Source organism: Chondromyces apiculatus DSM 436 (genome assembly GCF_000601485.1).
GTDB lineage: Bacteria > Myxococcota_A > Polyangia > Polyangiales > Polyangiaceae > Chondromyces > Chondromyces apiculatus.
The window spans coordinates 25,376-37,543 of record NZ_ASRX01000075.1 but is presented as its reverse complement, the minus strand read 5'-3'; the positions used below and the strand labels follow the sequence as shown (position 1 = coordinate 37,543).

Genomic DNA, 12,168 nt, shown 5'->3' with positions numbered 1-12,168 from the left:
GCCGTCGCCGTTGCGTCGCCGTTGCGTCGCTGTTGCGCCGCTGTCGCGTCCAGGAAAGCTCGTCAGGCGGCGCGATGATACGGGGGAGCTTCGTGGCTGCCAGGGAAAAGCGATGCGGGGCTGCGGGGAGGAGGTGACGGAAGAGGAGGTGCGCGTGAGGGCAACCGCGCGGGCGACGGTGACGACGCGGTCAGGGCTTGCAGTTGGCGGAGGCGAGGAGCGAGGCAATCTTCGCGCGGACGACGTCGAACTCGCGCAGGGCGAGCTCCAGCTCTCGCTGACGGAGCTGCTGCTGCGCCTGGACCAGCTCGAAGCTGGTGGCGGTGCCGGCCTCGAAGGCCACGCGGGTGAGGCGGGTCGTCTCGGCAGCGAGGTCCCGGGCAGCCGTGGAGACACGCCGCGCTTGATCGGCCACCTCGATGCCTCGCGTGGCCTGGGTCAGCTCCACGGCGGCAGCGCGCTCGGCGACACCGAGCCGCTCTTTCTGCTGCTCGACCTGGGCACGCGAGCTCTTGAGCAGGCCATACCGCGCGCCGCCGTCCCAGAGGGGGACGGTGAGCAGGGCCTGGATGGACCACTGGGTGTTGGTGAACTCGCTCTGCACGGTGTGGCTGGTGGTGACGTTGCTGGAGAGGGTGGCGGTGGGCGCGAAGGCGAGCTTGGCGTCGGTGACGCTGCGGGCCGTGAGGTCGAGCTGCGCGCGGGCGGCGCGGATGTCGGGGCGCGTGCCGATGTCGCCCGGTGCGCAGATGGCGCGGAGCGAGGACTCGACCTCGTTGAGGGAGAGGTTCGGCTGGACACCGTACGCATCCTTGAAGCCGAGGGCGAGACCGAGCGCTTCGCGGGTCTTCCTCAGGGCTTCGTCGCTGTTCACGATCTGGGCACGCGCGAGCGCGACGTCCTGCTCGGCGCGGACGACATCGAGCTTGGTACCGGTGCCGAGATCGGCGCGGCGCCGGGTGAGCTCCAGGAGCTCGAGGCTTCCCCGGAGGCCGACGCGGTTGATCTCGGAGGTGCGCTCGGCCGTGACCACGTTGACCACGCCGTCCGCGACCGTGGCGAGCGAGACGCGGCGCTGATCGTCGGCGGTCATCTTGGCGATCTCGACCTGGAGCTTGGCGGTGCCGACGCCGTACCAGATGCGGGGCGCGAGGAGCGGCTGGCTGATGCTGAATCCGGCGTTGATGCCGGTGATGCGCAGGTCGGACTGGCCGACGCCGACCACGAAGTTCGTCCCGAGCAGAGACTGGTTGATGGATCCGGAGGCGTTGAGGGTGGGGAGCGCCTGGGCGAGGGCCTGGCGGGCGAGGCCCTCGGCGCGCACGATCTCCTGGATGGCGATCGCGAGGTCGGGGGCGCGGTTCTCGATGAGAGAGACGGCTTCGCGCCAGCTTCCGAGGACGCGGGTCGCCGGTGCGATGGCCTGGAGATCCGGGTCCTGGATGTTGAGGGGGCGGAGGCCGGAAAGCTCGGCGGAGACACCCGTGCTCGAAGGGGCCGTGTAGCTGCCAGGCTGAGCAGGCGTCTGTGCGCCGGTGGGCTGTGCAGCCGCAGGGGCTGCGGCCTGCTGGGGTGCGGTTTGCGCTGCAGCGGGTCGCGGCGCGGGTGCCGGTTGCGCGAAGGCGGGCGTCGCGGCTACGAGCAGACAGGTGAGCAGCGGGCAGGAGGCGACAGAGCGTCTGCGCATGAGGGTGATTCGAATGCTCCTGCGGCGGCGGGATGACAAGGGAGAAAGATTCTCCGCGTGTGTGGGTTCCTGGATACGAGCGCGCTCAGCGTCACGCAGCGAGGTCGACGCGGGGGCTCTCGTGACGGCGCGCGGAGGTCATCTCAGCGCCACACGCCGAGGCCCAGGCTGACGCTCTCGTAACGGGGCGCGAAGTCCATCGCGGTGCGGAGCGAGTAGGTCACCTCGGGGACCAGGCCCCCGAAGGTGGTGCTGAACATCTTGAGATCCGCGCCGAAGGTGAAGTGCTGTCGACCCACCTGGCCGAAACGGCTCGGCTCGTAGTAGCTGCCGAGGCGCGTGGCGATCAGGTTGAAGACGGGCTCGGTCTCGATGCCGAAGCGTGGCGAGAAGTTCACCGCGGCGCCGGAGCTGCCCACCTTCGAGGGCTCGTCGGGGACATTCCCGCGGAGAAACCATTCCATGCTCACGCCTCGCTCCACGGGGCCGGTCACGAGGAGCGATGCGGTGAGCAGCAGGTGCTCGCGGGGCCAGTTCTTGGCGCGCGCGCGCCGGTCTTCTTTCAGCGCGTGGTAGGCTCGCTCGAGGTCGGACTGCTCCCTCGCGGCTTCGCGGGTGCGCAGCGCGGCGTGCCGTTGCTCGAGTTCGCGCCGTACTTCCGGGCTCTCTGCCTCGCGGAGATCCTCGGCCCAGCGCTCCTCCCGGGCCTTGCGCGCCTCCTCTCGCTCCTCCCTCAGATCGCGCTCCTCGTCACGGGGGTTGCGCCACTCGGGGTTGAAAGGGCGCGGGCCCACCTGGATGGCCATTCCGAGTTCCAGCTCCCAGGGGAGCACTACCCGGTCAGGGAGCACGAGGCCGCCGACGCTGCGGATGCCGTCGTCATCCACGGCCTCGTCATCCCCCAGGATGAAGGCGCCGCCGTCCACCGGAAACCGGAAGGTTGCGCCAAAGCGCCAGGAGGACCAGTCAGGCCGCACCATGAGGCCGAACTGCGGACCGATGCCGAGGAGGGTGAGGGTGGCATTCGGGGCGTCGACGCCCATGGTGACCGCGCGGGCGCCGCCGCCCACCACGAACTGGCCGTCGAAAAAGTGCATGCCGGCGAGGATGTGGTAACGCCCGAGGGTGATGGCGCTCCGCTGCCCGCCGATCTCGATGTCGTAGCGCGAGAGATCCGCGTTCGCACCGGCACCGAAGGGGCCGACCTGGAACATGGCGCCCAGCGTCCCGTAGATGAAGTTCGAGTAATCCGCGTCGCGGGTGCCGCTGTTGTCGAAGTCGTTGTTCTCGAACATCTCGAGCGGGATGGAGATAGACGCGGAGATGTCGTAGTCCACCCAGCCGATGCTGAACGGCTCACGGAGCGCTGGCGCCGCGGCGTTGACGACCATCCCCGGAATGCCCTCGGCATACCCGGCGTACGCACCAGCGATGCCGGTGACGCGGAGCGGCGCGAGGATCGGTCCCTGAAACAGGTCCAGGGAGTAGTCGTTGGTGGGAAGAGAGTCGGCGGCTGCGGTCGCCGGCAGGGCTACCACGAGCGCCAGGACTGTGGGCCCCAAGATCCCCCCGCCAGGGCCCCGGCGGTGCCCGGCCTGCTTGTCGCTGCTCCGGTCCATCGGTGACTTGTCGCGCCCGGGGCAGGTTGATAGCACTGGCGGGCTCACATCACGAGAGGCTGATGGGGGATCCGAAAAGTGGGCGGGGGGCAGGGGGGCTGCGGCCCACCTCCGTCAATACTCTCTGGCGTGGAGGGGCAAGGATAGATAAGGAGGGGTGCCAGCTCTCTGCATGCTAGAGGAGCGGCAAGCGCACCATGTCCGCCCCCGCCCCCCGACCGTCGTCTGCCCGCGCGCGTGGGCGCCGGATTGCCCTGGCCGTGTACTACGGCCTCGCGGCGGTCATCATCGTCGTGGCGACCGCGCAGATCGTCCGGCAGGTCTTTTTTCTCCCCGTGGAGCCTTCTCCCTACAAAACCTGCCGCGAGGGGCTCGCCATGCTGGCCAGCGCCGTGGCGCGGGCCAGGGACGCCGCGCCAGGAACCGATGGGGAAGACGCTGCCATCGCCCGCTTCCGGAGCGCGCTCGAGCCGGAATGGCGCTACCGGGACGGGATCGCGGCGACCTGCCGGGCTTCGACCGAGGACCAGCGCGCTCTCGACGCCATCGAGCGGCTCCGCTATGCGGAAGAGCATGCTGCACGGAGGGAGGCAGGAGACCTTGCCCCGCTCCGGCGGCGGGTCCGGGCAATCATGAATGGTGAGCTCGGCCCGGCGGACCAAGGTAAGTAAGACAATCACGACGACGAGGGCGTCTGGCCCCACGTCGGCACCGCGTTCGACTCCGACTCGCGACCCAGAAAGCCCATGACCGACCCCTCCACCCTTCCTTCGTTGAACGGTCCCGACAACCTGGCGGCTTCTGTGGAGGCGCCGACCGCGCTGCAGGATGAACGGCCCGCGCAGGACGAGTACGACGTGACTCAGGAAGGGGCGGCCCCCATGGCGCAACCGGTTCAGGGCGAAGCACTGGAGCAGAAGCGCGCCGAAGCTCCCACGCCCAGCGCTGGCTTCAGCGCCTCGGCCACGGACGATGCTGCAGGCGCTGGCTCCCCCGCCGCTCCGCCGGCGCCGGTCAAAGCGCCCACGTTCGATGTCCTGCCGCTCTCCGGCGAGCTGCGCGAGACACTCGCCGAGATCGGCTACCTCCATCCGACGCCGGTACAGCTCGCCGTCTGGGAGCCTGCCACCCGCGGACGCGACGCGATGGTCCAGGCACGCACCGGGACCGGCAAGACAGCCGCCTTCGGTCTGCCCATCGTCGATCACATCGTCAAGCGCTCGAACCAGAACGCCCAGGTGCTCGCGCTGTGTCCGACGCGAGAGCTCGCGGTGCAGGTGAGCAACGAGATCGAGCGGCTGGGGCGGCGCAAGGGCGTGAAGGTGATCGCCATCTACGGTGGCGCCCCCATGCAGCGGCAGATCGACGCCATCGCCGCTGGCGCTCAGGTGATCGTCGGCACCCCAGGGCGGGTCCTCGACCACCTGCGCCGCGGCACGCTGTCCCCCAAGCACATCCGGCTCCTGGTGCTCGACGAGTGCGACGAGATGCTGTCGATGGGCTTCGAGCGTGAGCTCAGCGCCATCCTCGCGGAGCTGCCGCCCGAGCGGCAGACGCTGCTCTTCTCGGCGACGGTTCCCCCGGACATCGAGCGCATTTCCAAGCAACGGCTGAAGAACCCCGAGTTCGTGACGCTGTCGAGCGACGCGGTGGGGGCGCTCTCGATCCAGCACTTCGTCTATCTCATCACGGGAGACAAGGCGGGGTCGCTGGTCCGGATCCTCGAGATCGAGAACCCGGAGAGCGCGATCATCTTCTGCAATACCCGCGACGAGACGGAGACGGTGACGGCGGCGCTGCGGCGCCAGGGCTACGACGCCGAGTGGCTGAACGGTGATCTGCCGCAGAACGACCGAGAGCGGGTGATGACCGCGACCCGCGAGGGCCGCCTCAGGTTCCTGGTGGCGACGGACGTCGCAGCGCGCGGCATTGACATCTCGCACCTGACCCACGTCATCAATTACGACTTCCCGCAAGACTCGGAGAGCTATGTCCACCGCACCGGCCGCACCGGGCGCGCCGGACGCACCGGGACGGCGGTCTCGCTGATCACTCCCCAGGACATGGGGCCGCTCTACCTGCTGCGGCTCACCTACAAAATCCGTCCGCTGGAGAAGCAGATCCCCACGGAGGGTGAGCTCAAGACGCGGGCCGAAGCGGACCTCGTGACGATGCTCGCAGAGGCCTTTCTTCCGAAGGGGGTGCACGCAGACGACCTTGCGCTGGCGCGAAGGCTGCTCACGCATGATCAGGCAGATCTGATCGTGGCAGGGCTGCTCCGCGATCATCTGGGAGCGCGGCCGAGCGCGAAGGACGAAGCGGGCGCTGCCCGACGCGCGGCGCTGCCCCGCCCCGCCCCTCCTCCAGCTCCCCCCAAGCCGGTCACCGCACCCGCGGCTCCTCCGGCGCGTGCTGCCCAGGTCAGTCCACCGGCTGCACCTCCTCGCGCTGCGGTACCTGCCGCACCTCCGGAGGGCGACCGGGAACGCGCTGGGCGGGGTGAATCGCGGGGTGAACCACGAGGAGGGCGTGATGCTCTCCAGGGTCGTGGGGGTGGGCGCGAGGGCCGTCCAGGTACGCCGTTCGAGACCAGGACACCTCTGGAGACCGAGGGACGAGGAGCCTCCCTCGACGACGAGCGTGCCTTCCAAAGGCAGCAGTCGTCTTCCACTTCCCGGAGAGCACCTGACGTCCCGCAGGCCCCGCAGGCCCCGCAGCGCCGTGGGGATACCGCTGAACCTTCGACGCCGGAGACGGAACGTAGTCGGGACCGCGATCCGGAGCGTCGGGAGCGCGGGGACCGCCGTGGTAGCCGTCCGGACGATGGCCGGCGGCGCTCCGGGGAGGGCAGGGAGCCGCGGGAGGGAAGGGGAGAGTCCCGCGAGGAACTCCCGGCTTCCGCAGCGGAGCCGCCCGCGACTCGGCCCGAACCTGCTGCGCTTCGGCCCCTGGATCGGGCGCGGCTCCTTGGTGAACCCGGAGAACGCCGGCGCGACCGGGGAGAAGCGCGGTCAGATGAATCCGGTGCGCCTTCGGGCAGGGGTGCGCTGCCTACAGCATCCCCTTCCGGTGCACGTCGTGCGTCGCAACGGTCCGAGAGCCCTCAGGAGCGTCCGCTCACCAGGCATGCCGATTTCGTCACCTGGCAACCTCCGGAGGAGGAAGGCGACGACGAGCCGATCCTCGCCGAGCCTGTCGTGGGCCGCGTGGATGCGGCCGAAGGGCCGGGAGGCGCGCTCGCAACGGAATCCGACGCTTATGGCGAGATCTACGTGAACCTCGGGCGACGCGACGGTGTACGTGCCGCCGACTTCCAGCGTGCCCTCATCGAGCGCGGTGACGTTGCCAGGGACGATGTGGGCCGCATTCGCGTACGTGAGCGCAACGCCTTCATCAGCGTACGACGTGCGGAACTGATGCGGGCGCTCGACGCCTTGAACGGGGCGACCATCGTGGGCAAGGAGGCGCATGCCGAGGTGGCCCGGGGTCGGTCACCCGGCGGGGCGGAGGTCGAGGATGCATCATCCCCCCCAGACGTGAGCTAGCACGGCGTCTCCTGGCGGCGAGCATCCGGCGGCGCGAGGACCCTGGCCAAGGAAGCGGGGAGGTCGTATCACGGGGTCATGGTGCGCGGTGGCTCCGGTGAAGTTCAGCAGCTCCGGCGCGAGGTCGAGCGGGCCTTCTCCGCAGACCTCGACACGGACCGGCTCCTCCCGCTCCTGGCGCGTCTCGCCCGTGCCGCACCGCATGGCAGTGAAGACTGGCTCTTCGCGCACCGCCATCTCGCCCACCGTGGCGTGGAACGCGACCCCTGGCGTGCCTCGTTGTTCGCGCGGCGGGTGGTCATGCTGAACCCCGCGGATGACGTGGCGTGGGCCGTTCTCGGCCTCGCCCAGTCCTTGCTGGGTCACTACCGGTACGCGGTCAGTGCCTACCGGCGCGCGATTGCGCTTGCCCCGGACAACCCCTGGTATGCCCACAACCTGGGACACCTGCTAGATCGTGCCATCGACCGCCCCGAGGAAGCGCTGCCGCTGCTCGCACAGGCCACCGACGCCCAGCCTGACGAGCCCGAGATCGCGACCAGTTACGCCCACGCCCTGGCTCGGTGCGGCAACCTCGGGCTGGCGCGAAAAGTACTGAAGCGCGCCGCGCGCAAGGGGGCTACGGCCGACCAGATGATTCTGTCCCGCTGGCTGGACGCTGGAGCGCCTGCCGCCGGCTTGACCGAAACGCCCCGCGCAGAACCGAAACGCAAGCCGAGGCGCCGCCGCAGTCGGGGCAGTGAAGGTGCTCAGGGGGCAGCCGATCTGTCCGGACAGGTTCCTGCGCGTGGGCAACGGCTCGGCGAGTAGGCGGAGCAAGGTGGGATCCCTGACCATTCGACGGAGCACCCGGCGTGATGCGAAGGAGGCGTGCATCGATTGCTTGACGCTCCTCGCTTCTGTTGGCGATAAGCTGGGAGCGTCTATGACCGTACGCCCCCACCAGGGTAGGTTCCGCCAGGTACCCTCGGGGGGAGAGGTCCATCCGTGAGCGACGAGCTGCTCAAGCAGGAAATCTCGGGCTTGAAGGCCCGAGTAGCAGAGCTGGAGCAGCTCCTCGCCCGCCAGGATGCGCTCTCGCAGCAGCAGTCCTCGAAGCTCGAGCAGGCGGTCGCAGAGGCCCAGGCGCGCTCCGAGCAGCTCGCGCGCTCCGAGAGTGAGCTGCGTCGACAGGCCGACATCCTCCGGCTCGTGTTCGACAGCATGACCGACGGTGTGACGGTGGTGAACGATCGCGGGGAGATCCTGCTGCAGAACCCTGCCGCGGAGCGGATCTTCGGCGAGGGCATGTCGCCCTTGGGGACTGCGATCGTGACGGGCTCCACGATCTTCTTGCCAGATGGTGAGACGGAGCTGCCCGAGGCGGCGCATCCTTTTGCGCGTGCCTTGCGGGGCGAGGAGGTCGACCAGCTCGAAATCTTCACCCGAGCACCGGTCCACGCGCCGCTGCGCGCCGAGAACGACCCGCCGTCGCTTCGTAACGCTGCGCCCCCGAACGCTCTGGGGCCCCAGGGTGACGGGGTCTACCTGACGGTCACCGCGAACCCCATGCGCGGTCAGGATGGAGCGATCTCCGGTGCCGTCGCGGTGTTCCGCGACGCCATGGACAGGAGACACCTCATCGACGATCTGGAGGCGAAGAACCGCGCCTTCGCCGAGAGTGAACAGGTCAAGACCGATCTGGTCGAGCGACTCCGGTTGGCCATCGACGAGATCTCCACGCCCATCCTCGAGCTCTGGGACGACGTGCTCGCCTTGCCGCTCATCGGCGTCGTCGACTCGCGACGGAGCATGCAGATCATGGAGCGGCTGCTCGAGGAGATTGTGCGGCGGCAGTCGCGGCATGTGATCATCGACGTCACAGGCGTGGAGATCATCGACACCCGCACGGCCGACTATTTCCTGAAGCTCATCAAAGCCGTGGCTTTGCTTGGCGCTCGCTGCCGCATCACGGGCGTCCGGCCTGCGGTGGCGCAGACACTGGTGGAGCTCGGTATCGAGTTCGGTGGCGTGCGCGCCTCGCGAAATCTCAAGCATGCCTTGCGAGACATCCTGCGAGACTCGCTGTTTGTCTCGACGCGAGCGCTCCCCAGCGCTTTGAAGGGTACCCCCTTCGAGGAGCCGGCCGAGCGTCGTCAGAGCCGATTCAAGAATGACCATCCGCGGGGCGCGGCGCGAGATCGCTCTGCCCACTCCGAGGCACCTTCGTCAGGGCCCGGACAGCAACGCTTCCTCAGGAAGGAGTCATCGTCGTGATACAGGCCAGTAGAGTCCCCATCGTCGGCCTTTTCGGCAACCTCATCGTCTCGGTGCAGGGAGGGCTCACGGATGGCCAGGTGGAGCAGCTCCGGGAGGACGTTACCGGATCCATCGAATCCCGCTCTCCTCGCGGGCTGATCGTCGACCTGTCAGGCGTCGAGATCCTCGACAGCTACCTGACTCGGGCGATCCGAGACATCGCCCTCACGGCGCGGCTCATGGGCGTGCGCACTGCGGTGTGCGGTCTCAGACCCGCAGTGGCCATCGCGCTCGTCGAGATGGATCTGGAGATCCCCGGCGTGGTGACGGCGTTGAACCTCGAGCGAGCCGTGGAGATGCTCGCTCCGGTGGATGAAGACGAGCTCCCGGACGAGCTTGTCAACGAGGTGCCCAATGAAGAGCCCTCCTGAGGGGCCGCCCTCCAGCGGCTCCAGCGGTTCCCGGGCGCCGCCGAGTCATACAGGCCCGCTATCCATCCGCGGACCTGGCGTGACTTCGGGGCACACCGGCTCGCTGCAGACGCGGGTCCCCGGGGCACTCTCGTCGAACGTCGGGGCACCCTCGTCGGTGCGTCCTGGTCCTCCGTCGTTTCGCGGAGGATCCACGCAGCCCACGCGGCTCGGCGTGGTCGGAATCACCGACCGCATCGAGGGCGTGCTCGCGCAGTTCCTGTCGCCTGCGGTGCGCAAAAGCGTCATCGACTGCGGCGTGCGGCAGGCACGCGTCGATCGCGACTCGATGCGAGAGGCCGATCTGCGCCGCCTGCTGGTGGAGGTGAAGCGTGGCGTTCAGCTCTTCGTGCGCGATCAGGTGCAACTCGAGCGCTGCGTCTCGCAGCTCAACGAGCTCGACTACGCAGCACCGGCGCCCCGAGAGATCCTGATCGACGTCCGCACCGAAGAGGATGTGCTGCGCGCGCGCTCTGCTGGACGCGAGCTCTGCATCGAGCAGATGGTCAGCGACGTGCTCCTCACCAAGATCGTGACCGCCATCTCGGAGCTGGGGCGCAACATCGTCCGCTATGCTGGCAGCGGCGAGATCACTGTGCGTACGACCGCGAGCCCCCAGAGAGCCATCGAGATCTGCGCCAAGGATCAGGGACCTGGGATCACGAACCTCCCCGAGATCCTCAGTGGCAGGTACCGCTCGCGGCACGGCATGGGCGCTGGTCTCCGCGGCACCAAGGCGCTGATGGATGACTTCGACATCCAGACGGGCCCTGGCAAGGGCACCATGGTCACGGTCCGGAAGTTCCTTGGATGAGTTCACCGCTCCCCAGCTTCACGCTCCCGGTGAGGCGCGAGGAGGATCGGTTCGCATGCGCGGCCGAGGGGGTACGCATCGCGCGGTGGGCAGGACTCCCCGAGCGCGCGCAGCAGGAGCTGGCCATCGCCATCGCCGAGCTGGTCTCGAACGCCGTGCGCCACGCGGGCGGCGGTGAGATCGAGGTCCGCGCCATACACGCCCCCGCGGGTGATCCACCGTCACAGTCGGGGACCTCTTCCGGAAAGAGAACCGATCGCCCCCGGCTGGGCGTCGAGGTCATCGTTCGCGACTCCGGTCCCGGTCTCGATCCCCGCTTCGCTACGGAAGAGGGCGCCAACTCTTTGCCCCCGCGCCTCCCGGGACAGGGCGGCCTCGGCATCGGCCTTGGAGCGGTGCATCGGCTCATGAGTTCGGTGGTGATCCGCTCCGCACCTGGCGTCAGCACCGAGATCGTGGCCATCAAGTGGGGATGAACTCGGCCTCGGTCCGGGCAGCCTCGTAAGGCATCGTCGCGATCACGGCCCGCGGTCAGGAGCGAAGGGGAGGGGAGGCGTCGAGAAGCGTGGCTCCCTGCCAGCCGTTCGCGCGACCAGCCTGTCTGCCCTTCAGTTCAGTTCCTTGTCGCTTCGCTCGGCTTGCTCCGCCTCGAGGAAGGTCGCGGTGATCTCCCGCTCCAGCGCGAGGGTGATCTCCCGCTCGATCCCCTCGACGCTCCCCGCCAGGCGCGCCACGTTCAGCGCGTACACGAACACGCGCGCGCATGGCCTGTTGTCGACGGGCCCTCGGTGTCCCCGTTCGCGCTCCTCCGAGGCGATCCCGTCGAGCAGCACCAGGGCACGAGGGTCCACCCCCTCGGCCACGAGCTCCATGCCCGGCACGTCGGATACATAGACCTCCGCGTCCTCGACGTAGCGTCTGAGCACCGGGTTCAGCACCGCGATCGATCGCTGCGCGATCTGGACCAGCCCTTCCCGGCTCGGCGCCCAGGGCGGCATCCCCAGCTCCACGTCGAGATCACGGGAGCGCAGGAACGCTTGCGTCGCCCCTCGGATGTCGCCTCGTTCGTCCCGGATCAGCCCGAGGTAGTAGTGGGCCTCGGCGTGCCGCGGATCCTTCCGCACGGCCTCTTCGATCAGCTCCGCCGCCTTGTCGACTTGCCCCACCTCGTAGTTGGCGCGCCCCACGAGAAACGTGTGGTTGGGGTTGTCGTAGGGGCTCTCCGGGATCTTCGTGACCACCCGCGCCGCCTCGTCGAGATCTCCCTTGCCGAGCAGCGCGTCGAACTTCAACAGCAGGGCGTCGATCAGCTCCTCGTCGACCTCGGCCAGCTCCAGCGCCTGGTCACACATGTCGATCGCCTGGTCGTATTCGCCCATGGGATGGATGTAGACCTCGGCGGCATTGAGCATCGCCTCCAGGTACGTGTCGTCCAGCGCGATGGCCTGGCGGTAGGCCTCGATGGCCTCCTCGCCTTCGCCCTCCATCGCTGCGACGAAGCCGAGGAGGTTGTGGGCCTCCGGTGAGTTCGGATCGAGCTCCAGCGCTCTCCTCGCCGAGGCGTCCGCCCCGCGGATGTCGCCGCGTTGCACGAGCTCCCAACCACGGTCCAGGTGTGCCGAGAACTGGTCCATCGCGGGTTCACAACTGGGCGAAGGGGCGCCTCAAGTCAAGAGGTACGCTGACGTTCTATCCTGGTTCGGCCGCTCCCGTCCCCGAGAGGTACGGAACGACCGAACAGCAGCCGGCCGAGTCCGGTCTCGTGCTCCTCGGCCAGTCTAGCGCATCCCCCCCG

At 68.7% G+C, this 12,168-nt stretch carries 10 protein-coding genes; 7 read left to right on the top strand and 3 right to left on the bottom strand.

Annotated features, from left to right (window positions below; all coding sequences use genetic code 11):
- Positions 1 to 190: 190 nt before the first annotated feature.
- Positions 191 to 1,687, bottom strand: coding sequence for a TolC family protein (locus tag CAP_RS35180; protein ID WP_081865592.1), 1,497 nt, complete (start codon positions 1,685 to 1,687; stop codon positions 191 to 193).
- Between the two features lie 143 nt (positions 1,688 to 1,830).
- Entirely contained in the window at positions 1,831 to 3,306 is a 1,476-nt protein-coding gene (locus tag CAP_RS35175; protein ID WP_044249024.1) for a hypothetical protein, read from the bottom strand.
- 197 nt (positions 3,307 to 3,503) lie between these two features.
- Here CAP_RS35175 and CAP_RS35170 point away from each other — a divergent pair, with 197 nt between their 5' ends.
- From CAP_RS35170 to CAP_RS35140, 7 genes are all read left to right on the top strand, one after another.
- Entirely contained in the window at positions 3,504 to 3,977 is a 474-nt protein-coding gene (locus tag CAP_RS35170) for a hypothetical protein (RefSeq protein ID WP_231511882.1), read from the top strand.
- A gap of 75 nt (positions 3,978 to 4,052) precedes the next feature.
- Complete coding sequence (locus CAP_RS35165; RefSeq protein ID WP_063748798.1) at positions 4,053 to 6,851, top strand: DEAD/DEAH box helicase; 2,799 nt, start codon at positions 4,053 to 4,055, stop codon at positions 6,849 to 6,851.
- 78 nt (positions 6,852 to 6,929) lie between these two features.
- Positions 6,930 to 7,661: a tetratricopeptide repeat protein gene (locus CAP_RS35160; protein WP_044249023.1), complete on the top strand. Its 732-nt coding sequence runs from the start codon at positions 6,930 to 6,932 to the stop codon at positions 7,659 to 7,661.
- Positions 7,662 to 7,838: 177 nt separating this feature from the next.
- Positions 7,839 to 9,107, top strand: a complete 1,269-nt coding sequence (locus CAP_RS35155) for an STAS domain-containing protein (protein WP_052376547.1) — start codon at positions 7,839 to 7,841, stop codon at positions 9,105 to 9,107.
- Entirely contained in the window at positions 9,104 to 9,520 is a 417-nt protein-coding gene (locus tag CAP_RS35150; RefSeq protein ID WP_231511881.1) for an STAS domain-containing protein, read from the top strand. Before CAP_RS35155 ends, CAP_RS35150 begins: the two co-directional genes overlap by 4 nt.
- A 79-nt stretch (positions 9,521 to 9,599) precedes the next feature.
- On the top strand, positions 9,600 to 10,373 hold the full coding sequence (locus CAP_RS35145) for an anti-sigma regulatory factor (RefSeq protein WP_231511880.1): 774 nt from the start codon (positions 9,600 to 9,602) through the stop codon (positions 10,371 to 10,373).
- Positions 10,370 to 10,849: an ATP-binding protein gene (locus CAP_RS35140; protein WP_044249019.1), complete on the top strand. Its 480-nt coding sequence runs from the start codon at positions 10,370 to 10,372 to the stop codon at positions 10,847 to 10,849. Before CAP_RS35145 ends, CAP_RS35140 begins: the two co-directional genes overlap by 4 nt.
- Positions 10,850 to 10,981: 132 nt before the next feature.
- Here CAP_RS35140 and CAP_RS35135 read toward each other — a convergent pair whose 3' ends face one another.
- The gene (locus CAP_RS35135) at positions 10,982 to 12,007 is read right to left on the bottom strand and encodes a tetratricopeptide repeat protein (protein ID WP_044249018.1); all 1,026 of its coding nucleotides are present in this window, start codon (positions 12,005 to 12,007) and stop codon (positions 10,982 to 10,984) included.
- Between the last annotated feature and the right edge of the window lie 161 nt (positions 12,008 to 12,168).